General features: G+C 62.2%; 19 protein-coding genes and 1 pseudogene. 5 read left to right on the plus strand and 15 right to left on the minus strand.

Annotation, left to right across the window (positions count from 1 at the left end; all coding sequences use genetic code 11):
• The first annotated feature begins 51 nt into the window (after positions 1-51).
• Complete coding sequence (locus AC1D75_RS18840; RefSeq protein WP_495516817.1) at positions 52-729, plus strand: L,D-transpeptidase; 678 nt, start codon at positions 52-54, stop codon at positions 727-729.
• Between the two features lie 69 nt (positions 730-798).
• On the opposite strand, the gene sthA is transcribed toward AC1D75_RS18840, so the two are convergent.
• The 4 genes from sthA to AC1D75_RS18860 form a co-directional block, all read right to left on the minus strand.
• Entirely contained in the window at positions 799-2,235 is a 1,437-nt protein-coding gene (gene sthA / locus AC1D75_RS18845) for a Si-specific NAD(P)(+) transhydrogenase (RefSeq protein WP_495516931.1), read from the minus strand.
• A gap of 106 nt (positions 2,236-2,341) precedes the next feature.
• Entirely contained in the window at positions 2,342-3,199 is an 858-nt protein-coding gene (locus tag AC1D75_RS18850) for a PE-PPE domain-containing protein (RefSeq protein WP_495516818.1), read from the minus strand.
• Positions 3,200-3,269: 70 nt separating this feature from the next.
• Positions 3,270-4,067 (minus strand): Fpg/Nei family DNA glycosylase, encoded by a 798-nt coding sequence (locus AC1D75_RS18855; protein ID WP_495516819.1) that lies wholly within the window; start codon positions 4,065-4,067, stop codon positions 3,270-3,272.
• Between the two features lie 16 nt (positions 4,068-4,083).
• Positions 4,084-4,557 carry a ribose-5-phosphate isomerase gene (locus tag AC1D75_RS18860; RefSeq protein ID WP_495516820.1) on the minus strand — a complete coding sequence of 158 codons (474 nt, stop codon included), beginning with the start codon at positions 4,555-4,557 and terminating at the stop codon, positions 4,084-4,086.
• A 92-nt stretch (positions 4,558-4,649) separates the two neighbouring features.
• Between AC1D75_RS18860 and AC1D75_RS18865 the strand changes: the two genes are divergently transcribed.
• Positions 4,650-5,681: a M48 family metallopeptidase gene (locus tag AC1D75_RS18865; protein ID WP_495516821.1), complete on the plus strand. Its 1,032-nt coding sequence runs from the start codon at positions 4,650-4,652 to the stop codon at positions 5,679-5,681.
• 8 nt (positions 5,682-5,689) lie between these two features.
• Here AC1D75_RS18865 and AC1D75_RS18870 read toward each other — a convergent pair whose 3' ends face one another.
• On the minus strand, positions 5,690-6,301 hold the full coding sequence (locus AC1D75_RS18870) for a mycothiol-dependent nitroreductase Rv2466c family protein (protein WP_495516822.1): 612 nt from the start codon (positions 6,299-6,301) through the stop codon (positions 5,690-5,692).
• Positions 6,302-6,475: 174 nt separating this feature from the next.
• On the opposite strand from AC1D75_RS18870, the gene pepN reads away from it, so the two are divergent.
• On the plus strand, positions 6,476-9,043 hold the full coding sequence (pepN, locus tag AC1D75_RS18875; RefSeq protein ID WP_495516823.1) for an aminopeptidase N: 2,568 nt from the start codon (positions 6,476-6,478) through the stop codon (positions 9,041-9,043).
• Positions 9,044-9,139: 96 nt separating this feature from the next.
• Here the strand turns inward: pepN and AC1D75_RS18880 are convergent, their stop codons facing one another.
• The 3 genes from AC1D75_RS18880 to AC1D75_RS18890 form a co-directional block, all read right to left on the minus strand.
• Positions 9,140-9,613, minus strand: coding sequence for a DUF5130 family protein (locus AC1D75_RS18880; RefSeq protein WP_495516824.1), 474 nt, complete (start codon positions 9,611-9,613; stop codon positions 9,140-9,142).
• Positions 9,600-9,851, minus strand: a complete 252-nt coding sequence (ctaJ, locus tag AC1D75_RS18885; RefSeq protein ID WP_495516825.1) for an aa3-type cytochrome oxidase subunit CtaJ — start codon at positions 9,849-9,851, stop codon at positions 9,600-9,602. The genes AC1D75_RS18880 and ctaJ overlap by 14 nt, the downstream gene beginning before the upstream one ends.
• Before the next feature lie 123 nt (positions 9,852-9,974).
• Positions 9,975-10,664, minus strand: a complete 690-nt coding sequence (locus AC1D75_RS18890) for an HNH endonuclease (RefSeq protein ID WP_495516826.1) — start codon at positions 10,662-10,664, stop codon at positions 9,975-9,977.
• Between the two features lie 185 nt (positions 10,665-10,849).
• Here AC1D75_RS18890 and AC1D75_RS18895 point away from each other — a divergent pair, with 185 nt between their 5' ends.
• Positions 10,850-11,245, plus strand: a complete 396-nt coding sequence (locus AC1D75_RS18895) for a globin (protein WP_495516827.1) — start codon at positions 10,850-10,852, stop codon at positions 11,243-11,245.
• A gap of 64 nt (positions 11,246-11,309) precedes the next feature.
• Positions 11,310-12,959, plus strand: a complete 1,650-nt coding sequence (locus tag AC1D75_RS18900; RefSeq protein WP_495516828.1) for a glycoside hydrolase family 13 protein — start codon at positions 11,310-11,312, stop codon at positions 12,957-12,959.
• A gap of 39 nt (positions 12,960-12,998) precedes the next feature.
• Here AC1D75_RS18900 and AC1D75_RS18905 read toward each other — a convergent pair whose 3' ends face one another.
• The 7 genes and pseudogenes from AC1D75_RS18905 to AC1D75_RS18935 all read right to left on the minus strand — a co-directional run bounded on the left by AC1D75_RS18905 (position 12,999) and on the right by AC1D75_RS18935 (position 25,489).
• On the minus strand, positions 12,999-13,691 hold the full coding sequence (locus tag AC1D75_RS18905; protein ID WP_495516829.1) for a DUF8185 domain-containing protein: 693 nt from the start codon (positions 13,689-13,691) through the stop codon (positions 12,999-13,001).
• On the minus strand, positions 13,691-18,508 hold the full coding sequence (locus AC1D75_RS18910; RefSeq protein ID WP_495516830.1) for an NAD-glutamate dehydrogenase: 4,818 nt from the start codon (positions 18,506-18,508) through the stop codon (positions 13,691-13,693). The genes AC1D75_RS18905 and AC1D75_RS18910 overlap by 1 nt, the downstream gene beginning before the upstream one ends.
• 87 nt (positions 18,509-18,595) lie before the next feature.
• Positions 18,596-20,269 carry an energy-dependent translational throttle protein EttA gene (ettA, locus tag AC1D75_RS18915; RefSeq protein WP_495516831.1) on the minus strand — a complete coding sequence of 558 codons (1,674 nt, stop codon included), beginning with the start codon at positions 20,267-20,269 and terminating at the stop codon, positions 18,596-18,598.
• Between the two features lie 456 nt (positions 20,270-20,725).
• Positions 20,726-21,001, minus strand: a pseudogene (locus AC1D75_RS18920) (transposase); the annotation flags it as partial.
• Between the two features lie 167 nt (positions 21,002-21,168).
• Entirely contained in the window at positions 21,169-22,479 is a 1,311-nt protein-coding gene (locus AC1D75_RS18925; protein WP_495516832.1) for a cutinase family protein, read from the minus strand.
• 1,318 nt (positions 22,480-23,797) lie between these two features.
• Positions 23,798-24,091 (minus strand): transposase, encoded by a 294-nt coding sequence (locus AC1D75_RS18930; protein ID WP_495516833.1) that lies wholly within the window; start codon positions 24,089-24,091, stop codon positions 23,798-23,800.
• A gap of 174 nt (positions 24,092-24,265) precedes the next feature.
• On the minus strand, positions 24,266-25,489 hold the full coding sequence (locus tag AC1D75_RS18935) for a cutinase family protein (RefSeq protein WP_495516834.1): 1,224 nt from the start codon (positions 25,487-25,489) through the stop codon (positions 24,266-24,268).
• Positions 25,490-26,279 lie beyond the last annotated feature (790 nt).

The following is a 26,279-nucleotide window of genomic DNA, read 5'->3' on the forward strand; positions in this document are numbered from 1 at the left end:
TGCGCTTTCGGGGAGCGCATAAACCTGCACCCAACGTTAGGGTTATACATAGTGTCGACCAGCAAGTTCACCCGCGGACGCACCGCCAAACGCCTCTTGGCCGCCGGACTCGGCGTTGTCGTGATGGCCCTGGCAGTTCCGACGGCAGCCTCGGCGCAACCGTCGCCCACCATTCCCGGGTTGCCCGGCGTGCCACTACCGCAGATCCCCGGCTTGACCATCCCGGCACCACCGGCACCTCAGACCACTCCGGAACCGGCACCAGAGCCCCCGAAGCCGGCCGAGCCCGCTCCCCCGGTGAAGACCGACACGGGCTGGGTTGCCCTCGCCGACGATGCCACCCATGAATTGACCGTGTGGCACGAGGGCAAGATCGTGCGCAAAATGCCGATCTCGATGGGTTCGAACGAGAACCCGACCCCCAACGGCACGTACAACACCAAAGAGAAGTACCGCGACATGTACATGGATTCGTCCACGTACGGAGTCCCGATCGATGCCCCGGGTGGTTACCGCACCTATGTCGAGCACGCGATCCGGATGTCCTGGGACGGAATCTTCATCCACGCCGCACCGTGGTCGGTGGAGCAGCAGGGCAACACCAACGTGAGTCATGGCTGCATCAACCTGAGCGCCGAAAACGGCCAGTGGGTCTACGAGAACTTCCCTGAAGGAACCCCGATCGTGGTGCAGGGCACCGTCGGCGGGCAGTACATCCCGGGCAGCTAGACGAGCAAAGAACATCTGAAAACCCGGCGCCGAGAGCAACTCTCGGCGCCGGGCTTTTCTATGTCTGCGTTATTCAGCACCCAGGTCATGTCCGTTGCCGGCACCGGTGACCCGGGCGATGGCCCGCATCTTGTTCACCGCGTCCAGTGCCGCCACCTTGTAGCCCTCGGCCAGGGTCGGATAGTTGAAGACGGCGTCGACCAGGTAGTCGACGGTTCCCCCGCAACCCATCACCGTCTGCCCGATGTGGACCAATTCCGCGGCGTTGGAACCGAATACATGCACTCCCAGGATGCTGCGGTCGTGCGCATCCACGAGCAGTTTGAGCATGCCGTAGGCGTCGCCCATGATCGCGCCCCTGGCCAGTTCCCGATAACGGGCAACGCCCACTTCGAAGGGCACGTTCTCCGCGGTCAGTTCCTCCTCGGTCTTGCCGACGAAGCTGATCTCCGGGATCGAATAGATGCCGATCGGATATTTGGACGCGTCTGATTCGCCGACCGGTTCGCCGAAGGCGTCGTACGCGGCCCGTCGGCCCTGTTCCATCGCGGTCGCCGCCAATGCCGGGAAGCCGATGACATCACCGACGGCATAAATGTGAGGCACCACCGTGCGGAAACAGTCATCAACCTTGAGCCGACCCCGGTTGTCACCCTCCAAACCAGCTGCGGCAACGCCCAATTCCTCGGTGACACCTTGCCTGCCCGCCGAATACAGCACGGTGTCGGCAGGAATCTTCTTACCCGATTCCAACACGGTGACGGTTCCCGATGGGTGCTTCTCGACCATTTTCACCGATTCCCCGAACCGGAAGGTGACGCCTCGGTCACGCAACTGGTATTGCAATGCCTCGACGATTTCACGGTCGACGAAGTCGAGCATGCTCACACGCTGCTCGACCACGGTCACCTTGGTACCCAGCGCGGCGAACATCGAGGCGTACTCGATTCCGATGACGCCTGCACCGACCACCACCATCGACTGCGGCAACCGGTCGATCCCGAGGATCTGATCGGAATCGACGATGGTCGCGCCATCGAACTCAACAGTGGAGGGCCGTGCCGGACGGGTGCCGACGGCGATGACCGCGTGGTCGAACGTGATGTTCTTTCGATCACCACCCTCGGATTCGACGATGAGTTCATTGGGTCCGACAAACCTGCCGTTACCGATCAGGAGCGCAACCCGGTTGCGGGACAACTGGTTCTGGATGATGTCGATCTCTTTCCCCACCACATGCGATGTACGCGAGGACAAATCGGCGACGGTGATGTCGGTCTTCAGCCGGTACGACTGCCCGTACAGGTCTCGCTGATTCAGGCCGGTCAGATACAGGACCGCCTCGCGCAGTGTTTTCGACGGAATGGTGCCGGTGTTGATACACACACCACCGACCATGTTCCGGCGTTCGACGACCGCGGCCTTCTTGCCGAGCTTGGCAGCAGCGATCGCCGCCTTCTGCCCCGCGGGGCCGGAGCCGATGACAACCAGGTCGTAGTGATCCACGTTCATTTCTCCCAGCGTTGACAGGTCTGGGATTCAGTGTCACCCAAATACGGGTGTCTCACATTTCAGGCGCGTGAATTGTTTCCACCGGACAAGTGGATAGCGGCTACGCAGCGTGCCGATCGACACCGCCGAAGGGCAGGAATGTCACCTGCACCTGCAACCACTGGGCCAGCACCTCGCAACCGGACGCCTCGCCCCCGGCGAGTGGTTCGGCGTCATAGGCGGTGTGCCGGCCGCCGCGACGATTCACGATCTGCAGACCCCGCCACATCAACTTGCCTGGCAGGTATCCCGCGATCTCCACCATCGCGATCCGCAGTCGCCGTACATCCTTACGCCACTGCCGGGGATGGATTGATGTCCGCGCCGCGTTCTGGAAGTCATTGCCCCTCAACACCTGCCAGAGATGACGGCACCAGCCACGCACGTCATGAATCGACATTGCCGCAGTCAGGTCGGCGAAGTCTCGCAGCAACGAGTCACCGCTGGCGTTGCAGATGACATCGGCGGGGTCGGCGATCCAGATCACCGGGATGTCCCCCGGTATCGCGGGGCCCTCGCCGGCAAGTCCGAATCCGTCGCAGCCCGCAGCCACTCCCGGTGGCTGGTGCGGATCGGCCACGAATCCGACCGCAACCACACTCCTGCGGCTTTCGCGGCCTGCCAACATGTTTCGGATCACGACCGAACCCTGCGAATAGCCGACGAGCATCACCGGTCCGGCGACCGCATCCACCCGGGCCTGCAGATTCGCCACACCCTCGCGCACGCTGTCGAGGTAACTCATACCGGCCAGGTCCGGCACCGGTCCATAGCTTGCCGGGTATCCGACCCACCGGCAGTCGAATCGTTCGTCAAGCTGCTCGGCCACCTCCGAGAGAAGCCCTCCGACCCGGTGTCGGCTGTCACCTGGGTATGACTCGCCGGTTCCTCCCACGAAGAGCACCGTCACAACTGCCATGGATCCATCATGCCCATGGAACCTGAGGGCTTGCTTAGGCGATCCCACTGCGATTGCCCAGAAAATCGATTCAGTCGGCCTGACAGGTCGGGCACCAATAGACCTTGCGTGCCACCATCTCCCCGATCAGGATCGGTGTCCCACAGATTCGGCAGGGTTCACCGGCGCGGCGGTAGACATAGGTCCGCGGCCGACCCGGACCGTACGCCGGTGCGCCGTGATCATCGTCGGGTCGGACGACGTGCATCTTGCCGCGTCGGACACCGATTGCCATCAGCGACACCAGATCCGACCACAATCCGTCCCATTCGGAACGGTTGATCCCGGTTCCGGGGCGATGCGGATTGATCGACGCCCGGAACAGGACCTCCGCGCGGTAGACGTTGCCCACCCCACACAGCACCTTCTGGTCCATCAGGAGTGCACCGATCGCCTTGCGGGACCGGGTTATCGCGGCCCAGGCCGGCTCGGGATCGGCGTCCTTGCGTAGCGGATCGGGACCGAGCCTCGCGGTCAGGGCCGTCAGATCCGCGGGGGTGTACAACTCGCAGGCGGTCGGACCGCGAAGGTCAGTGCCGTAGTCGTCGGATTCCATCCGCATCCGGACCTGGCCAACCGGTTCGGGCAGTGGTGCGGGGCCTTCGCTGAACGCTCCGTAGAGGCCAAGGTGCACGTGGACCATCTCTCCATTGCCGTAGCGATGGATCAGATGCTTTCCCCAGGCCTCCGCGCGAACGAAGGTCTGCCCGTCGATCCGGCCGGCCCCGGAAGCAAAGCGTCCTTGCGGACTACTGACCGCCACCTGTCGGCCGGCAAACTTGCGATGATGGATCCGGGCCAGCCGATGAAGCGTATGCCCTTCAGGCACAGTGCGTTTCGAAGTCTCAGCGCTCAGGCAGCAGCGGCGGCACGCCGGTGCGCTCGTACTCCGCGAGGATGTCGATGCGGCGTTGGTGGCGCTCTTCACCCGACCACTCGGTGTTGATGAACGCGTCAACGATGGCCAACGCCTCGGCCTGGCTGTGCATGCGGCCACCGATGCCGATCAGCTGGGCCTTGTTGTGCTGCCGCGCCAATTGTGCGGTCTCGACACTCCACGCCAACGCGCACCGCGCTCCGGGGACCTTGTTCGCGGCGATCTGCTCGCCGTTACCGCTGCCGCCGAGCACGATGCCCAGGCTGCCTTCGTCGGCGACGGTCCGCAGCGCGGCGTCGACGCAGAAGGCGGGGTAGTCGTCGAGCGCGTCGTATTCGTGCGCTCCACAATCGATCACCTCGTGACCCGCAGAGGTCAGATGTTCGGCAATCTGGGCTTTGAGTTCGAATCCGGCATGGTCGCCACCTAGGTACACGCGCATGCCGACCAGTCTGACAGAGTGCGGTGGCGCGCCGGGCACCGACCGGAAAGCCCGGCCAAGGGCGGCCCATTTCGCGGCACGGCAGCACTAGATTGGGCAGGGTGAATCCCGACTCCCCACCGCCGATTGCGGCGTCACATCGGCTTGCCCCGGCACCGTTCGCCGGACGCCCGCGACGGCATCCGTGGGAGATCCCGATCCTCGTCCTGGTTCTTGTCGTCGGGCTCGGCGCTTACGTCGTGGTTGTGACGCTGGTGGCAACGGGTTCCCTGAACACCTGGTTCTTGCTGATCCTGCTCGCACCGCTGCTGCTGTATCTGATCCGTGGCCTGACCTACGCGATGCCCCGCGTCAACGGGGTCAAGATGAGCCCGACGCAGTTCCCCGAGGGTCATCAGATGGTGGTCGAATCGGCCCGCAGATTCGGGCTCGAATACGTCCCGGACGCCTACGTGGTTCTCGGCAACGGCACCATCAACGCCTTTGCGTCCGGCCACGGCTTCCGCCGTTTTGTCGTCGTCTATTCGGACCTTTTCGAGATCGGCGGGCACGCCCGCAGTCCGGAGGCGTTGCGGTTCATCATCGGACACGAGGTTGGGCACATCGCTGCCGGGCACGTCTCGTATTGGCGTCAGCTCGGTTCGATCATCGGGCTGAACCTTCCCGTGCTCGGCCAGGCGCTGTCGCGATCGATGGAGTACACCGCCGACAATCACGGCTACTACAACCAGCCGTCCGGATCACCCGGCGCCATCGGGGTGCTGGCCGCCGGCAAATACATGCTGACGTCGGTCAGTTTCGACGAGTTCGCCGATCGGGCGACGCTGGAGAAGGGCTTCTTCACCTGGCTGACCAATCTGCAGTCGACCCATCCGGTGCTGACCTGGCGGGCCGCAGCCCTGCGAGACCGATCCGGACCGGGTCGGATGTTCTTCCGACCTCGCCAGATCGTTCGCGGGATCGGGAGCGGCCACGTCCAGCTGCTGCTGCCGACCGGTCCCATGCCCCCGACCGGGATGGTGCCGGTTTCTTCGATACCACCGGCGCCGCCGGTCGACCTGACCAAAGATCAGGCCGACCCACGCGCGACGACACGGAGGCCGAAGAGTGACGACCTCGGTTGAACCATCGGTCAGTCGAACTGCGGGCCCTCGTTGCGGGACCGCTTGAGCTCGAAGAAGTGCGGGTAACTCGACAACGCCAATGCGCCGTCCCACACTTTTCCGGCGACCTCTCCGCGCGGGATCCGCGACAGGACCGGCCCGAAGAAGGCCACGTCGTTGATGTGGATCGTGGGAGTGCCGACGTCATCGCCGACCTTGTCCATACCTGCGTGATGGCTCTTGCGGATGGCATCGTCGAAGGTGGTTTCGTCAGCGGCCTTCGCCAACTCGGCGGACAGTCCCACCTCTTCGAGTGCCAGCGGGATGACCTCACCGAAGTCCTTGATGCCCTTGTTGTGGATGAGCGTTCCCATCGCGGTGTACAGCGGGGACAGGATCTCATCGCCGTGTTCGGCCTGCGCAGCGGCGATCACGCGAACCGGGCGCCAGGCATCCTTGAGCCCTTCGCGGTATTCGTCGGGGATGTCTTTGCCTTCGTTGAGCACCGCCAGGCTCATGATGTGGAAGTTCGTCTCGATGTCACGGACCTTCTCGACCTCCAGAATCCAGCGGGAGGTGATCCAGCACCACGGGCACAGCGGGTCGAACCAGAAGTCAACGCGGTCAGTCGAGGCGGTCATGAGTTGGAGAACTCCTTCAGCAGTAGAAGCGTGGGGCATGGTGCCGGTGGAACCATTGCATGATTCAACAACTCGCGTCGGTTCACATTCCCTCCCGCACCGACCCATCGCGACCGTGCACGCAATACGGTAGTTGTGTAGCAACCGGCAAAATCTCTCCTGAAGCGAGGCAACGTGGCGGCACCAAACTTGACCCGGGATCTGGCGGGCCAACGCTCGGCGAACATCTCGGTCTCCAACTATGCGATCGATCTCGACCTCACCGACGGCTCGGGCAAACCCGGCGAGAAGACCTTCCGGTCGGCGGTGACCATCACCTTCACCGCCACGGCCGGTTCATCATCGTTTGTCGATCTGATCGCGCAGACGGTGCACAGCGCCACCCTCAACGGTTCACCCGTGGACGTTTCGGGTTACACCGAAGAGGACGGCCTGGCGCTGACCGACCTGGCCGGCGACAACACACTTGTGGTGGTCGCCGACTGCATCTATTCGCACACCGGCGAGGGCCTGCACCGCTTTGTCGACCCCACCGACGATGCGGTCTACCTGTACTCACAGTTCGAAACCGCCGACGCCAAAAGGATGTTCGCCTGTTTCGATCAGCCGGACATGAAAGCGACCTTCGACGTCACCGTCACCGCACCGACGGACTGGAAGGTGATCTCCAACGGAGCCGGTACCGAAACCGCCCCCGGCAAGCACACTTTCGCCACCACCCCGTTGCTGAGCACCTATCTGGTGGCGTTGATCGCGGGCCCGTACGCGGTCTGGACCGACAGCTATTCCGACGAGCACGGCACCATCGACCTCGGCATCTTCTGCCGCTCGTCACTGGCCGAGTTCATGGATGACGAGCGGCTGTTCACCGAGACCAAGCAGGGTTTCGAGTTCTACCACAAGAACTTTGGCATTCCGTACGCATTCGGCAAGTACGACCAGCTCTTCGTCCCCGAATTCAATGCCGGTGCCATGGAGAACGCTGGTGCGGTGACGTTCCTGGAGGACTACGTCTTCCGGTCCAAGGTCACCAAGTACCTGTACGAACGCCGTGCCGAAACCGTGCTGCACGAGATGGCGCACATGTGGTTCGGCGACCTCGTCACCATGCAATGGTGGGATGACCTGTGGCTCAACGAATCCTTCGCCACCTTCGCCTCGGTGCTGTGCCAGTCGGAGGCCACCGAATACAAGAACGCCTGGACGACATTCGCCAACGTCGAGAAATCCTGGGCATACCGGCAGGATCAACTCCCCTCCACCCACCCGGTGGCGGCCGACATCCCCGACATCGCGGCCGTAGAGGTCAACTTCGACGGAATCACCTATGCCAAGGGCGCTTCCGTGCTCAAGCAGTTGGTCGCATACGTCGGCCTCGAGGAGTTCCTGTCCGGATTGCGTGACTACTTCCAGTCCCACAAATTCGGCAACGCCACCTTCGCCGACCTCCTGGGCGCTCTCGAGAAGTCTTCGGGCCGCGACCTGTCGGACTGGGGTTCACAATGGCTCAAGACCACCGGTATCAACGTCATCAGGCCAGACTTCGACCTCGACGAATCCGGTGCTTTCACCCGCTTCGACATCCTGCAGGATGGTGCGGCACCCGGGGCGGGCGAGACCCGTACCCATCGTCTGGCAGTCGGCGTCTACGACGACGTGGACGGAAAGCTCGTCCGCACCAAACGAGTTGAACTCGATGTCACCGGCGAACGCACCGCTGTTGCCGAGTTGGTGGGGGTCGATCGGGGGCAGCTGATCCTGCTGAACGATGACGACCTGACGTACTGCTCGGTCCGCCTGGATCCCGATTCGCTGGCCACGGCAACCAGCCGCCTCGCCGACATCAGCGAGCCCATGCCCCGCACCCTGGTCTGGTCGGCGGCCTGGGAGATGACCAGGCAGGCCGAGATGCGCGCCCGTGAGTTCGCTGCATTGGTGGAGCAGGGCATCGGCACCGAAACCGAGATCGGTGTCGTCCAGCGAGTCCTCATGCAGGCGCAGACCGCAATCGACGGCTACGCCGATCCGGAGTGGGCAACCACGGTGGGGTGGCCGCGATTCAGTGCCCGTCTGCTCGAGCTCGCGCGGGCGGCGGAGCCCGGTTCCGATCATCAGCTGGCCTTTGTCAACACCCTGCTCTCCGGCGTGCTCGCCCCTGAACAGACCAGTGTTGTTCGGGCACTGCTCGACTCCGATCCCGCGGACCAGGGTCTGGCCGGCCTGACGGTCGACACCGACCTACGGTGGTCGATCGTGCAGGCGCTGGCGACCGCAGGCGCCATCGACACCGACCCGGCCTCGAGCCCGGTGATCGACGCCGAACTCGCCCGCGACAACACCTCGGCAGGCAGCAGGCAGGCCGCCAAGGCGCGGGCTTCACGTCCGCTGGCGGAGGCGAAGGCCGACGCCTGGGCCCAGGCAACCGAAGATGACACCCTGTCGAACACACTGGGGCGCTCGATCATCGCCGGCTTCGCCCGACCCGGCCAGAGTGAGCTCCTGGCGCCCTACACCGCGAAGTACTTCGAGATCGCCCCGCAGGTGTGGGAACGTCGTTCCAGCGAGGTCGCCCAGACCGTGGTGGTCGGGCTGTACCCGAACTGGGCCGTCGACGAAGACGCGCTGGCACTGGCCGACGAACTGCTTGCCGGCGATCATCCGCCCGCACTGCGCCGGTTGATCTCCGAGGGCCGCGACACCGTGGCACGGACGCTGCGGGCCCGCACCTTCGACAAGAGCTAGACGCGAACACACACAAGGGCGGGGCAACCGAATGGTTGCCCCGCCCTTGTGTTCGTTCAGACGCGTCTGTTCAGACGTGTTGCTTGGAGATTCGGATCAGCGAACCGTGACTGCCGCGGCCATGACCCGGATGGCGGAGATCAGTCCGTCGACGAGGTCACCGGACCGGATGCCTGCGATTGCCGCGGTGACCCCGAGCTGGGCCACCCGATCGTTGAGACGTGCGGCGACCTCTTTGCCGGAGACGACCACGACGTCCTTGGTGTTCGGCGAGACCGCGATCAGTACGGCGTGCTCGGGCTCAGGCGCGTTCGGCAGGATCGCCGCGGCACCCGCGACGGCGTCGGCGCCGAGGTCTCCGATGTACACCGAGAAACGGATGGCCGTCTCATCGGTTGCGTCGAACAATGCCTCGTCCAGTGCGACCAGTTCGTCGGTCTTGAACGGCGGCGTGGAAGGCACGTCCGTCGGGAAACGGGCTGCCGAGACCCGACCGCTGAGGGTCAGGGCCGAGCCCATGGGGAGCGATTCGGGATCGACAGTTGACTTGACCACATCACCACTTGCCACTTGCCGAGCCTCCGATCAAATCGTCCGTGCCGTGCCCGTGATACAGCGGGGCCACAGGTTTTGCCTCAGTTGCGCTGAGCAGCAACGGTCCGTGCTCCCACTTCTGGTCGATTGTGTAGAACTTCACCTTCGGGTACTTGACACCGCTGGTGAACACCAACGCTCCGACAACCATCACCACAGAAATGAGAGTGATGATGATGGTCGGTATGCCGACCGCCACAATCAGGTCTTCCATCGTTCCGCCCTTCAGAACCGCTCGACTCTTGTGTCAAAACTTAGCCGACGGCACCGGCGCTTGCTTCGCCGAGGGTCGCCCGGCGCGTCGGAACACCCTGCTCCGATGCCGCAGAGATCTGACTCAGGCCGCACCTACATCCAGATACCGCGACCATGCCGGATCGAAATCCTTCACCGTCGCAAGCAGTCGCCAGTGCCGGCCCTTCGGCGCGGTCAGGGCGACCTTGAGCGTCCAGCCGAGTTCTGAGAGCAGGCGGTCGGCTTTCTTGTGGTTGCAGGACGCGCAGCAGGCAACGCAGTTGTCCCAGGTGTGGGTTCCGCCGCGACTGCGCGGCACCACATGGTCGATCGTGTCGGCTTTACCGCCGCAGTAGCCGCAGCGCGTGCGGTCGCGCTGCATCAGTGCGGCCCTCGTCATCGGGATGACTGCGCGATACGGAACCCGCACGTACGTCCGCAGCCTGATCACCGACGGCACGGCTATCGCCATCTCCGCCGAATGAATGAGCGGGCCGGCGCCGTCCTCATGGATGACATCGGCCCGCTCACGGAGCACCAACACAATTGCCCTGCGTATCGAGATCGCGGCAAGCGGCTCATAGGTCGCATTCAGGAGCAGCACGCGGTGCTTGCCCCAGCGCGAATTGGTTCCGCCCCCGGGCGGCACACCGATCGCGTCGATGGAACGGGGGCCGGTGTCCAGCGTGGACACGCTTGCCTCACCGTGCGTTCTCACGCGTCCATCAGTTGTGGTCGGGCCGCGGTCATACCCCGCGTGACCCTTCTTACGCTGCACCTTCGTCCGCGACATCTAACCTCCCGGCCAAACCAACCGACCTCGATGGGAACGATTCAGTTCAACACGGATGCCGAACAAATGCGAGGCAAAATGCAGGCCGCTCGCCGCCAGGTATGTGAACACTGGATGTCCGGGCCCAGAAGTAGCCGACGGGCGGCGCCCACACCGATGCGCTCACCGGGTGGAACAATGGAGCCGTGACTACTTCTCCGCAGACGTTTTACGAGGCAGTGGGTGGCGAACAGACCTTTACCGACCTCACTGCCCGTTTCTACGAGGAAGTCGCGAAGGACGAGATCCTGCGACCGCTCTACCCCGAAGAAGACCTCGGTCCGGCCGAGCGACGGATGCGCATGTTCCTCGTGCAGTACTGGGGTGGGCCTCGGACGTACTCGGACGAACGGGGCCACCCGAGACTGCGAATGCGGCACAATCCCTTCCGGATCGGTCCCATCGAGAAGGCGGCATGGCTGCGGTGCATGCACATCGCTATTGCGTCGATCGACTCGGCTCGTCTGGATGACAATCATCGACAGGCTCTGACCGACTACGTCGAGATGGCAGCCGACTCGATGATGAACTCCCCGATCTGACTGAGAGACCTGCCACGGCGACGTGACCGTGACGTCCTGCAGGTCGTGAGGCAAGATAAATCACGTGAGTGATGAGACGAATGATCTTTCCGAGGCCGCGAGTAATGCTTCGGCGGAAGATCACACACCGGCCGACCCGGGCTTTCCCCGGTGGTGGCAGAACGCGATCTTCTATCAGATCTACCCCCGCTCCTTCTCCGACGACAACGGTGACGGTGTCGGCGACATCCCCGGTGTGATCGACAAGCTGGGCTACCTGGAACTGATCGGTGTCGATGCCATCTGGCTCAGCCCGGTGATGAAGTCCCCGATGGCCGACCACGGTTACGACGTCTCGGACCCACGCGATATCGATGAACTGTTCGGCGGCCTCGAGTCGCTGGACAACCTCATCCGCGAAGCTCACGAACGCGACATCAAGGTCACCATGGACCTTGTCCCCAACCACACCAGCGACCAGCACGCCTGGTTCGTCGAGGCACTCGCCTCTGAGCCCGGCAGCGCGGCCCGCGAACGATACATCTTCCGCGACGGGCGCGGAGAAGACGGCAGCGAACCGCCCAACAACTGGAGCAGCGTCTTCGGCGGGCCGGCCTGGACCAGGGTCACCGAACCGAATGGTGAACCGGGCCAGTGGTTTCTGCACATCTTTGCCCCCGAACAGCCGGACCTGAACTGGGAGAATCCGGAGGTCTTCGCCGACCTCGAGAAGACTTTGAGGTTCTGGCTCGACCGCGGTGTCGACGGATTCCGGATCGACGTCGCCCACGGAATGGCCAAGCCCGAAGGGCTGCCCGACATGGATCTCGAGGACGTCGGCCTGCTCAGCAACGCCGATGACGATCCGCGGTTCAACAACCCGGGTGTCCACGACATCCATCGCCAGATCCGCGCGGTGCTCGACGACTATCCCGACGCGATGACCGTCGGCGAGATCTGGGTGCAGGACAACGAACGCTTCGCCGAATACGTGCGTCCCGACGAACTCCACCTGGGATTCAATTTCCGGCTCGCCAAGATCCCCTTCGAGTCCGAGGCTGTCCGCGCTGCGATCGAGCATTCGCTGGAGGCAGTCGCGTACGTCTCGGGCACACCGACCTGGACGCTCTCGAACCACGACGTCGAGCGCGAGGTCACCCGCTACGCGTCCGACGACTCACCACAGGCCGGCATCGACCGCGCCCGGGCGATGATCCTGGTCGAACTCGCACTACCCGGCGCGGTGTTCATCTACAACGGTGCCGAACTCGGACTACCCAATGTCGACCTACCGGACGAGGTTTTGCAGGATCCGGTCTGGGAGCGCTCGGGGCACACCGAACGCGGCCGCGATGGCTGCCGCGTACCGCTGCCCTGGGAGGGCACTGCTCCCCCGTTCGCGTTCTCGACCAACCCGGACACCTGGCTGCCGATCCCCGCGGAGTGGGCGGCGCTGACCGTCGAGAATCAGCTCGAAGACCTGAACTCGACGCTGTCGCTGTATCGGCAGGCAATCGAGTTCCGCAAGACTCGTCCGGAGTTCGCCGGCGAGGCCATCGAGTGGTACGGCGCCCCGACCGGGTGCCTGGCATTCCGTCGATCGCTCGGCAGGTTGGTCTGCGCCCTCAATGCAGGCGAGGAACCGATCGGGTTGCCTCCGGGTGAGGTCCTGCTCTCCAGCGCACCGCTGGTCGATGGCCAACTCCCGCCCAATGCGGCGGCCTGGCTCGTCTGACCACCCTGATGGCCCGGTCGCCCGCGCGGCCGGGCACCGCTAGTTGACCGACAGCCCCAAAGACATGGTTCGGCGCTGGTAAACCGATCCGAATCTGGCGTCTAGTCGTGCCCACACGGCGGTGGCCCGGACCCGGACCATTTCGGCGTCGTCGATGTCTTCGATGGGCGATGTCTCGGTGACGTCGCGGTTGTCGGCCTGGCGCACGAAGCCCATGGCGGTCAGCGCAAAAACCGATCGCATCGATACCCCGATGACCTGATCGGATGACTCCGACGAGACGTCGACCACCCGCTGATCGAGCAGCGAGGTCGGTGGTCCGTGGCCGCTGCCCTGTGTGCGTGCGACCTCGGCCCCGGTCCTGGACAGTTGCACCAGTACCCGCGCGGGTATGTCGTCGATGTGGGTGAATCCGTCGGTGGAAGGCAACGCACCGCGCCAGGCGCTGTCGAGGGCGAACCCGGTGTCGACGGTTGTCGCCCCGGGATCGTCTTTGGTCGCCCGCAACGCCTTTCGCAGCTCGGACGCCCCACACACCACGTCGTCACCGGACATCGAACCGGCCACGACACGGCTGGCCAGGACATCGAATCCGGTGTTGACCCAGACGCCGAGCAATCCGTCCCCACGCCGCTTGATCCGGATCACGGCGACGTCGTCTGCTCGCAGGGCGCGGCCGGCGAAAGCCGCGAGATCAATACGGTCACGGGCGGACAGTGTCAGATCAGCCATCAGCGGATGATGCTCCTCAATTGTCGAGCTGCGACCGACAGGGTTGCCAGGTCGAGGTTTCCACTCTCGGAGATGTCCGAGAGTGTCGCGCGGACCCTGGACAACCTCGAGGTGTTGTGCAGTTCCCACTCGGCTATCTTCTCGTCCGCCGATTCTTCGGGTTCACCGGAGTCCAGGATCACCAGAGACAGCGATCGCAGCGCCTGGTGCAGATCATCGCGCAATGCCAGGCGCGCCAACGAGTGCCATCGGTCGATGCGGTCGAGATCGGAGACCGCGCTGAGCAGTTTCTCCACCCCGAGGTGATCCATCAGCGCGAAGTACAGGTCACCGACCTCCGCCGGGTCACGATCCGAGATCTCGGCGGCATCGATGATGTCGAGGAGGCAGAACCGGTGAAGGCTCAGTGCGACGGCCTGTGCGACATCGTCGGGGACACCGTCGCCGACCAGCCGTGCGGCGTGATGGTCGACAACGCTCGCCGACGCACCACGTAGCCAACCAGGCAGACGCGGAGACAACTCGGCGACCAGTTCGCCGTAACGGGTGACCTCCGCGGCCATCGCCAGGGGTTGTGGCCGGCCTGCGATCATCCACCGGGACGCCCGGAACAGGAGCCGTCGGGTGTAGACGATCATCGCGTCGGTGGTCGGGACCGGACACGGGGCCGCGGCGATCGCCCACCACAGTGCGTGCAAGCCGAAGACCTCGGTGACCACCTGATAGGACCGCACCACGTCGACCGGCTCGCCGCCGCTGCCCTCGCAGAGGCGGAAGACGTGCGTGATGCCGCCGTTGTCCACCAGATCGTTCACCACCGTGGTTGTCACGATCTCTCGACGCAGCTGATGGGTCGCGATCCCCTCTTCGAAGCGCTCCCGCAACGCGGCCGGGAAATAGGCGCTCAGGCGTGGCGAGAACACATCGTTGTCCGGGAGTTCGCCCGCGAGCATGTCGGCCTTCAGCAGGAGCTTGACGTGCGCCATCACAGTGGCCAGTTCGGGCGAGGTCAAACCGTGACGGCCGGTGGCACTTCCGCGTTTGGCCAATTCGTCCGGACGGGGCAGCGCCTCGAGTCGCAGGTCGACGCCGCGCCCTGCCATCTCCTTGAGCAACCGCCGGTAGACCTCTTCCGTCTGGTCGGCACTGGCCCGGCTGGTACCGAGTTCGGCGTTCTGCGAGACGTTGTCGGCCAAAACCAGATCCCCCACCTCGGTCGTCATCGACTCGAGCAGTGGGTTTCGCTGGGCAGCAGGCAATTTGCCCGTCGAGACCTGGGAATCGAGCAGTATCTTGATGTTGACCTCATGGTCAGAACAGTCGACACCGGCAGAGTTGTCCATCGCGTCGGTGTTCACCCGGCCGCCGCCGAGCGCGAACTCGATACGCCCGAGTTCCGTCAGCCCGAGGTTGCCGCCTTCCCCGACGACCTTGGCGCGCAACTCGTTTCCGTTGACCCGGATGGTGTCGTTGGCCTTGTCGCCCACTTGTTCCTGGGACTGGGTACTGGCCTTCACATAGGTCCCGATGCCCCCGTTCCACAGCAGGTCAACCGGCGCGAGCAGGATCGCCCGGATGAGTTCTGGCGGGGACAGCGCCGTGATGTCATGAGCCAGTCCCAGCGCGTCGGCGATCTGGGGGCTGATAGGTATCGACTTCTGATCGCGCGCCCACACTCCGCCGCCTTCGCTGATCAGGTCGGCGCGGTAGTCGGCCCACGAGGATCGAGGCAGGTCATACAGTCGTCGGCGTTCGGCGAACGACGCGGCGGCGGCGGGGTCCGGATCGATGAACACGTGCCGGTGATCAAATGCGGCGACCAGGTGGATGTGCTCGGACAACAACATTCCGTTGCCGAACACATCGCCGCTCATGTCCCCGATCCCGACGACGGTGAAATCGTCGGTCTGGGTATCGGAACCCATCTCCCGGAAGTGCCGCTTCACCGCTTCCCAGGCACCCCGGGCGGTGATTCCCATGGCTTTGTGGTCGTATCCGGCCGAACCACCCGAGGCAAACGCATCGCCCAGCCAGAACTCGTACTGTCCGGCAACATCATTGGCGATGTCGGAGAACGAGGCAGTCCCCTTGTCTGCGGCCACCACCAGATACGGGTCGTCGCTGTCGCGGCGGACCACTTCGGGAGGCCCGACGACCTCTCCCGACTTCGCGTCGATGTTGTCGGTGACATCGAGCAGTCCGGAGATGAATCGCCGATAGCATGCGATGCCTTCGTTGCGGACCGCCTCGCGATCGGCAGCGGCGTCTCCGGTCGGCAGCGGCGGACGCCTGACCACGAACCCACCTTTCGACCCGACCGGCACGATCACCGCATTCTTGACGGCCTGCGCCTTGACCAGTCCCAGGACCTCGGTGCGGAAGTCCTCCTGCCGATCGGACCAGCGCAGACCACCACGCGCAACCGACCCGAATCTCAGGTGCACGCCCTCGACGCGCGGCGAATACACATAGATCTCGAACAACGGCCTTGGCAACGGGGTTTGGGGAATCTCGCGTGGCCGGAGTTTGAAACTGAGGGTCTGGTGCTGCAATCCGGCCCGGTCGGTGCCGAAGTAGTTGGTGCGAACAGTGGCCTTCAGTGCGGAGACATAGGCATTGACGATCCGGTCGACATCCATGCTGATGATGTCGCCGATTGCCACGGATAGGCGTTCGAGTACATCGTTGCGACGGTCTTCGTCGGCGCCCTGCGGGTCGAAGGAAGCCCGGAAGAGTTCGACCAGCGACTTGGTGACCACCGTGTTCGTTCCGAGTACCGACGCCACATGTGTTGTGCTGTAGGAACTTCCACATTGGCGCAGATAGCGCGCGTAGGCGCGCAGCATGGCCACCTCCTGCCAGGTCAGACCACATCGGAAGATCAGTTCGTTGAAGTTGTCGACCGCGGCGTCGCCACGCCAGATCTGCGAAAATGCCTCGGTGAAACGATGTTCGACGTCGGCGACATTCTGTTCGTCGACCGTCATCCCGTCGGCCAGAGAGAGCCCGAATTCGTATACGAAACACCGATGGCCGTCCTGGCGCTCGATCTCGAGAGGACGTTCGTCGAGGACGTTGACGCCCAGGCTGTGCAAGACCGGCAGGATCTCCGTCAAGGTCGCCGGGCGTCCGCACAGATAGAACGCGAAGCGCCAATCCTGATCACTGCGCTCTATATCGGCGGCGGGCCGGTACAGCCGAACATAGAAGTCGCCGTCGCCGAGGGAATCGACTATCGCGACGTCGACATAGGCCTCCGCCGGGCTCCGCACGTCTTTGTAACTGTCGGGCAGGGTCGCGGCGTAGAACGCGATCTCATCGAGATCCCCGGCATCGCCAACGGCGACTTCACGGAGCAACTCGTCCCAGCCACGCGCTGCCTCGACCATCTTGTCCTGCAACGCAATCTGTCCCGGAGTGCCCACTGCGAGGCTGCCGAGTTCACGACAATCCCGCGCTCGGACCCGCATCACCACGTGCAACTGTGCCAGTGCGGATTCACTGACCCGGGCGGTGTATTCCAGATGCCCACCTCCGAGTTCGTCGAGCAGCAGTTTCTGCAATGTCTCACGTAGCCGGGTGGTGTAGCGGTCTCGAGGCAGATAGACCAGCGCAGAGACGATTTCGCCCGCGGGGTCAGGGCGCAGGAACACCCGTATCTGTCGATTCGGTACGGCCTCGAGGACCGCTGACAGCGTTCGCGCGAGTTCGTCGGCAGACATCGAGAACAGTTCGGTGCGTGGCAGGGTCTGCATCAGCTCGAGCATTGCCATGCCGTTGAAAGAGCTGGGATCGAACTTTGCCTTGGCCAGCACGTCGCCGGCCTTGGTGTCGATCACCGGAATCGCCAGGATGTTCTCGTGCAGCGCCGTCGATGTGAAGGTCCCGACAAAAACGTGATCGCCTTTTCGGGTGCCGTCGGTGTCGTAGTCGGCGACCGTGATCAGGGTGGGAAAGTTCGATCGCTGGATACGCGTCGGAAGATAGAGCTGTTGCACCGTCACCGGGCCGGCCCCGGGATCGGTTCTGTGCGCCGCGGTATCGCCCCGCCAGATACCCAGACCCGTCTCCGGTTCGGCAGTCCGGTTGCCGGCAGTTCCTACGCAGTGCACGTAGCCATAAGCCGAAAAATGATGCTCGGCGAGCCAGCCGAGCATCTGGGCATGGTCCGATGCCGTCGCGCGGTCGATACCGTCGGGCACGTCTGCTGTCGTATAGGAACCGAATACATCGGCAAGGCCACCGATCAGACCGATCATGACGTCTCGATCGCGATTGACGTCGCGAATCCGGGCAACCACGGTGTCGAGCTCTGCCCGGACTCGTTCGAGATCGATCGTCGAGGTGGTCGGCGTCGCCTCGACGTAGATCCACGATTCGGTGATCCGGCCACGCCCGGCGACGACGTCGTCGGCAGCCCCGGACCCGTCGACTTCCAGCAGCACGCCGTTCTCGTCACGGACAACCGGAAGAATCGGGTGATCGATGCGGACGACCATCAGGTCGGCCGCCTCGATACCGGCCACCACCGACTCGACAAGCAGCGGCATGTCGTCGGCAACCATTGCGATCAACACCGACCCGCCGTCGTGATCGATGTCGATGACCGCTGTGCCCGGGGATCGGATGTGTCCCAGCCCCAGATGCCGGAAGAGCTGGGATCGTTGTGCCGATCCCAGCTCTTCCCATGTCTTCTGCCGACGGGTGCCCGGTCCGTGAAAGTACCCACTGATTGCTTGTCCCAGCAGGGCTTTCATGGGTTCCGGCAGATCGTCGGACGGTATGTCCGCGAAATCAGACTGCGTCGATCCGACCATTACCGTCACACTCCAGTTGATCGGTCTCCCCCGGGATCTCCGGGGGTCTGCCTTCAAATGTAGTGATCGCGGGCGGTCGGCGAATTGCTAATCGCGTGTCAGCTTGCGGTGTGTCACAGAATGCGGGCGGGCGGCCTCGGCTCCGAGACGCTCGATCTTGTTGGCCTCGTACGCCTCGAAGTTGCCCTCGAACCAGAACCACTTGCCCTCTTCGACGTTGCCTTCCCACGCCAGGATGTGGGTACAGGTGCGGTCGAGGAACCAACGGTCGTGCGAGATGACCACAGCACAGCCCGGGAACAGTTCGAGCGCGTTCTCCAGCGAACCGAGGGTCTCGACGTCGAGGTCGTTGGTCGGCTCATCGAGCAGGATCAGGTTGCCGCCCTCTTTGAGGGTCAGCGCCAGGTTCAGGCGGTTGCGTTCACCACCGGAGAGCACCTCGGCGCGCTTCTGCTGGTCCGGTCCCTTGAACCCGAATGCGCTGACGTAGGCGCGCGACGGCATCTCGTTCTGACCGACCGTGATGAAGTCCTGGCCATCGGAGACAACTTCCCAGACGTTCTTCTTCGGGTCGATGTTCGCGCGGTTCTGGTCGACGTAGCTGAGCTTGACCGTGTCGCCGACCTTGACCTCACCCGAATCGGGTTCTTCGAGTCCGACGATGGTCTTGAACAGCGTGGTCTTACCGACACCGTTGGGGCCGATGACGCCGACGATGCCGTTACGCGGCAGGGTGAACGACAGGTCCTTGATCAGCACCCGACCGTCGAAACCCTTGTCGAGGTGGCTGACGTTGACGACCACATCACCGAGGCGCGGCGGCGTCGGGATCTGGATTTCCTCGAAGTCAAGCTTGCGCATCTTCTCGGCTTCGGTGGCCATCTCTTCGTATCGGCCGAGGCGGGCCTTGTTCTTGGTCTGGCGGGCCTTGGAGCCGGACCGCACCCAAGCCAGCTCCTCTTTGAGGCGTTTCTGCAGCTTCTGGTCCTTTTTGCCCTGAACCTCGAGCCGCGCGGCCTTCTTCTCCAGGTACGTCGAGTAGTTGCCCTCGTACGGGTGGAGCTTTCCGCGGTCGACCTCACAGATCCACTGCGCGACGTGATCGAGGAAGTACCGGTCGTGGGTCACGGCCAGCACAGCGCCCGGGTAAGACGCGAGGTACTGCTCGAGCCACAGGACACTCTCGGCGTCGAGGTGGTTGGTGGGCTCATCAAGGAGCAGCAGATCCGGCTTCTGCAGCAGCAGCTTGCACAGTGCGACGCGACGACGCTCACCACCGGAGAGGTGGGTGACGGGCTCGTCCGCCGGCGGGCAGCGCAGCGCGTCCATCGCCTGTTCGAGCTGTGAGTCCAGGTCCCAGGCGTCGCCGTGGTCGAGGGCTTCCTGCAGCTTGCCCATCTCTTCCATGAGCTCGTCCGAGTAGTCCGTTGCCATCAGTTCGGCGATCTCGTTGAACCGGTCGAGCTGTTCCTTGATCAGGCCCATGCCCTCTTCGACGTTCTGTCGAACAGTCTTTTCTTCGTTGAGCTTGGGTTCCTGCATGAGGATGCCGACGCTCGCGTCGGGGTCGAGGAATGCCTCGCCATTGGACGGCTGATCGATGCCGGCCATGATCTTCAGGATCGACGACTTACCGGCACCGTTGGGGCCGACCACACCGATCTTCGCGCCCGGGTAGAACGACATGGTGACATCGTCGAGAATCACCTTGTCGCCGTGTGCTTTTCGCACTTTTTTCATTGTATAGATGAACTCTGGCATCTGGTGGCCTTCCTACCTGCTGTTTAGGGGTAATGGGCGTAGGGATTGCCCTTGTTCTGCCCTCCGCTGAGCCGGGTCAGTTCTCCGGGATGAAGCGTTGTCCGATTTTGACACGCTGCACACGGAGGTGAGCCGACTTTGCACCCCACAACCCTATCCAATCGCCGGAGAGACTTTCGCCCGCCACCGCGCAATCACGGTTGCCGACGTCGCCCGTCAGCCGGTAGAGGCCCATCACCCTTGATAGCAACGTCGCAACATCACCATGGAGTTCCCGGGCACCTCGGGTGGGCGCCGGACCGTAACCACCTCGCGTGCGCGTGCCACGAACCATGCGAGGATGCCTGGCACGAATGTGCCGATCTGGGCTTGGTGCCTGCCGAAGTCAAACATGTACCGGCTGGACGCCGGCCTCATGAGCAGAGCACTCCCGGAAGTTCACTGTGAAATCATGCTCTTCGACAGGTACACAACGGCCTGGCGCATCACCTCGACTTCCTGCTCGAGTTCTTTGATCCTCTTGCGTGCTTCCCGCAAACCAGCAGCGCCGTCAGTGACGGATCCCGAAGTCGGTCCGTTGATACGGCCCTCGCGATCGGCGATCTTGAGCCACCGCTTCAAACACGTTTCAGAGATCCCGAAATCACTCGCGACCTGACGCACTGAAGCCTCGCCATTGCGAGCGACTGAGATCACCTCGCGGCGAAAGTCATTCGGGTAGGGCTTAGGCATTACAACCGTCCTTTCAACGCGAGATGGATCTCACGCGTGAACACACCGGACCAAGTTTCCGTCGTCCGGTGCGGTTCATTGTTGATCACGATCCCAACGACCATCCGAGCTTTGCCCATGGACAGGAACATGTGTTTTCGCTGCATTCAATTCGGAATCGTTGGCGCTCATGGCAATCCCTGAATATTCGGCAGGACAGCACCTATCGACGGTGGCACCTGATCAGCGACCGAAGTCGACACAGCGTCACCGACAGCCGGCACGACACCACCGACCACAGACGACGCGGCATCATTCAATGCAGACCCGACATCGTTGACAACAGCAATGGCGTCTTCGACCACAGGCGGAAGAGCGTCGGACACTATGGCCGGTGTATCGACCACCGCAGGCGAGATGTCAGCCACCGTAAGTACAGCAGTACCGACGGTAGATGGCGCAGTATCTGACACCGCAGTATCTGACACCGGAGGCGAGACATCGGCCACCGATACATCAGGTACCGCAGAAGGCACATCCGTAGACACCGCAGGCACCACATCCGGAACCACAGAAGGCACATCGGCAGCCACAGCAGGCACCACAGCCGGCACATCAGCAGCCGCGGGTAGAGCATTGAGGATCGCAGTGACAATGTCATTCCACCCGGCCATCGCCCAGTCAGGTACCGGAGGCGGAATATAGTCGGTCACCGAATTCGGTAATGCTGCCGCAAGCACAGGAGGAAGAAAGTCGCCCAGCCGAGTCGGTATATAAGGTGCATTCAATGCTCGAATAGGCGCGGTAGGCACCAACTGGTCCATCACTGGCTCGAGATCACGTGGATTCGGCACATCCCAGGGCACCGGATACGACGGATACACCGGATTGGCACATGGCGCTGGATAAGCGTGCTGCGCCTGGCAATACGTCCCAATCGCACGTTCGGCGAATGTCAATGGATCTTTCAACGGATTGACCGCATCACAGTAGAGGTCGCGAAGGTTGCATATCTCGACTATTGCCGGCCCGTTTGCCCGCGCCACGCGCCAACCCGTGAAATGAAAGCCAGGTATGAAAGTGGGCAACACACCGAAGATCCCGGCGCCGTCCGGCCCTGGCAGACGTTTCGGATTGCCTTCGGTAATACAGGTCGTGTTTCTGCCATCCAATCGGTCGCACACGTCCGACACGACGATGGCTCCGAGCGAGTATCCGACTATGGTCACACCCGAACCCGGACATCTGGCACGGAACGAGTTGACGGCATTCGTCAGACCTTCGGTACCGATCCGAACGGACTCGTCACCCGACACGTAGCCCCCGACAGGCGAGATACTCGCTGGATAAATGATATTGGTACGCGGTCCGCCGGGAACATTTGGCACGTTCACGCTGTTCGGGTCCCCGGTCCCGCCGACCACAAAATTCTGCGAGGCAGGACATACCTGGGCATTTGCCGCAGGCACCTGGATAACATGAAAAACGAGAAACGTCAACAGAGCTCCGATTACAGCAGGAATTAGTCGCTTCAACGAGGTTCACCTACGATTCGTTCAGAGATCAATGATGATGCGTGGTTCGGTGGATATCACCGGCACGCTTTACTCACTCGCGGCCCGTTGCAGAAGCCCGAGTATTCAAACGGGAGATTCCCCGCAATCGCCAGGCTTATCCATGCCCGACACAGTGGACCTACTCAGCTGTGCACAAAGTCCCGATGCCAGCCGCCGCAGACCCGCCTTCCCACGACAGGGTGTTGCGCGACTTCAAGACTGAATAAGGACTTGACTGTGAGGATCACACCTCTTGAATACTAGACCCTCGCCTGAACCACGGCTAGGTGCTCACCTAAGCACACCAATCCATGGCCTCATGCCCGACGGTCGGCAAAATAGTGCCCGACCACTGCAGTGCGAGAATGCGGGGAAGTCAATCCATCATGAAACATACGCTGCCGCTTTCGAATTGAAGCTCTCGAGCTAGCTGCACTTCAGATCGACGGTAGACCCGAACCCTGACTGCCGCTCGTTGCCGACGGCGCCCACGTCATCAAATGGTGGCCACCTACGCCTAGGCCTATCGGAAGACACTGGCCGCGTTGACCAAATACAGGGCCTTTTCGTGGCAGCCGGATCCACATAACGGCGTCTTCGTTGATCAACTCAATACTATTGCGACAGAATCAAATTCGTGGACAACGGCGCCTTGTTCCAGAATATCGAGCTCCGAGTCACACGTTCATGCATTGCCTGGCATTGGGACCGGCGTATCCACGCATAGGTTCAAAGTGGATAAATCGACCTATCGCGACAATCCCTGGGAAGGTGAGATGGACGGAGTCGATGGCCTTTTGGCATTTTCTCGGAAGGCCTTTTGTGCTGATGTGTGTCGAGATTCTAGGCTGCACCTAGTTGGGAGTCACCCGCGGACCGCCCGGAGTGGGTTCGCTCGAAACCTCCTGGCCGGTACCACCCACGTTGTACGCGAGGGCGTACGACACGGTACGCAAGATCTACCGGTGGAGTCCACGCCGTGCGCAGCATCAACAAATATGGTCCACCGGTCGGGCGGAGTTTCGAGAAAGACACAGCCCCAACACCTCTCGCTTTAGGGAGCCTGACACACCGAACCCACGAACCGACCGACTGGCGATCAGATGGCCGCACCATATAGACAACCCAGAAGTCCGTGGCATGTATGCAACGGCGCGCGAGCGAGTGGAGAACCCAGCAGAGTCTCGGCGGTCGACTTTCCGTCGCTGGCAACGTCGAGGATGATCAGCGTACTCGCCCTCCTGAACTGTTCAGGCGCACATCATTTGGGATGGATGCTCCGGGACAGATACACAACAGCAAGGCGCATCACCTCAACTTCTTGCTCGAGTTCTTTGATTTTTCTGTGGGCCTCCCGCAACTCAGCAGCCTCATCACCAACCGGCCGCGATGCCGACGGGTTTGTATCCTCCTCGCGGTCAGCGAGTTTGAGCCATCGCTTCAAACAGGTATCTGAGATACCGAAGTCACGAGCAACCTGACGTATTGAAGAGTCGCCATTGCGCGCGACTGAGATTACCTCTCGGCGGAATTCTTTCGGATATGGCTTCGGCATGGCTAACACCCTCTCGCCCTGAGGCGAATTCAATCTGAGAACAAAATAGAGAGATCAAGATAGTCCAGTGCGGCCCATTTTTGGTCGCGTTGCCAGCGACAAACCGGGGCTGGTCGACGAACTGGAATACGGGTTTTCTAAATATCACCGGCGTCCTTTCGGAATTCCTTTGGATCATGGCATCCCTGGAATATTCGGCAACACGTCAACCAGCGCAGGCGCAACATGATCAGCCACCGCAGGGATAACATCGGCGATCGCGGGCACCACTTCATCCACAGCAGGCACCGCATCAGTGATCCCAGATATGACGTCATCCACCGCAGGCACCGCATCAGTGATCCCAGATACGACGTCATCCACCGCAGGCACCGCATCGGTCACCGCAGATACAACATCGTCCACCACAGGCACCGCAGATACGACATCAGTCACCGCAGGAACAACATCATCCGGTGGGGACACCGCGTCAGTCACCGCAGGCACGACATTGGCGACGGCAGGTACAACTTCACCCACCGGAGGCAGAAGCAAGTCACCAGCCGCGGGCTGCAGAATGTCAGAGACCGGGGGCGGAATGTAATCGGTGATCACCGAGGGCAATGCATCACGCAGCACCGGGGGAAGATAGTCACCGAACGGTGTCGGAATGTATGGCGACTTCACCCGAATAGGTGCATGAGGAACCAGCTTCCGGGTCAATGGATCGAGGCTCCGCAAAGACAGAGTGTGAAAAGGTGTTGCCAAAGACGGCAATACCCGGTCCGCACGTGGAGCTGGATAACCGTGTTGCTGCTCGCAGTATGTACCAATTGCACGATCGATGAATGTCAGCGGATCCTGTAACGGATTTGGCGCCGAGCAGTACAAGTCGCGTTCATTACAGATCTCAACAACTGCCGGGCTACCTGGAGGCGATTCCCGCCAACCCGTAAAGGTGAACCCGGGCATAAAAGTGGGTAGTACACCCATTATTCCGCCATTTTGACGTTTCGGATTGCCATAGGTGACACAGGTTGTGTTCGTGCCATCCAAGCGGTCGCACACGTCCGAGACGACAATGGCTCCGAGTGAGTATCCGATGATGGTGACTTGAGAGTCTGGACATCTGGCCCGGAATGTTTGGACAGCATCGGTCAGACCTCCGGTACCAATCCTTACGGATTCGTCACCTGACACATGGCCGCCTACTGGCGAAATACTCGCTGGATAAACAATATTGGTGCGCGGACCTGGAGGAACGTTTGGCACCCCTCCACCTGTCGGGTCACCAGTCCCTCCGACCACAAAGTTTTGCGAGGGAGGGCATGCCTCAGCTTTCGCGGTTGGCGCCTGGATGATATGGAAACCGAGAAGGACGAATAGTGCTGCAATGGCAGCAGAAATTAACCGCTTCATTGCGGTTCACCTACGATTCAAAGAGAGAGTTGAATAGGGTTACGTAGGTCGGCGGTACCACCGATACGCTCGTTTCCTCGAGACCACTTCGACAGTCCGAGTGTGCGACAGGGAGTTTCCCGATGTGGTCAGGATTTATCCATACCTGACCCGTGGACGCTACAGACTCTTCAGAGCACGATGTCACCCACGTAGACGCGCCTAGGTGGGTCAGCTGATGCGTGACTTCAGCGATTGATCAGAGGTTCGGCTGTGAGGATCAACCACCCAAATTGTATGCCCTAGTTGCGCCCCAGACTAGGTTGATGTTCGACGTGCCGCTACTCCACATTTCTCGTTCTCCCGGTTGCGCGCATCGCAGATCCGACGTCGAGCAATACAGTGCTCCAAGAGCGGTAGATCGATCAAAACTGCTGTGCAGCAGGCATATACATGGACCAAAGCGCTCCACAACTGGAAGCGGCCGGCGGAAGCCAACACCGATTTGCACTGGTTGTCGGCCCATGCCCTTGAGTCATCGAAGGTAGTCGGATCGCGTAGGAAGCACCCTCGCCGTTTCGCGGGCATGACCCTTGCCTGCAGTCAGAAGGGTCTGATGGCGGCGACCAAATACAGTTGGGGTGCGGGCAGTCCGGCGAACGCCCAACGAGCACGTATCGCACCCGAAAGGGGCCACCGGCCGCCTCAAGACCTGTGTGGCACAGTCTATTCAAGTCATTCCGTCGCATCTCGGTCCAAGCACGACTCGAACGCTCTCGGCATGTTCGCCCATAGTCAGATGCTGTCCGAA

The sequence above is a fragment of the Williamsia sp. Y712 genome, from assembly GCF_059445525.1.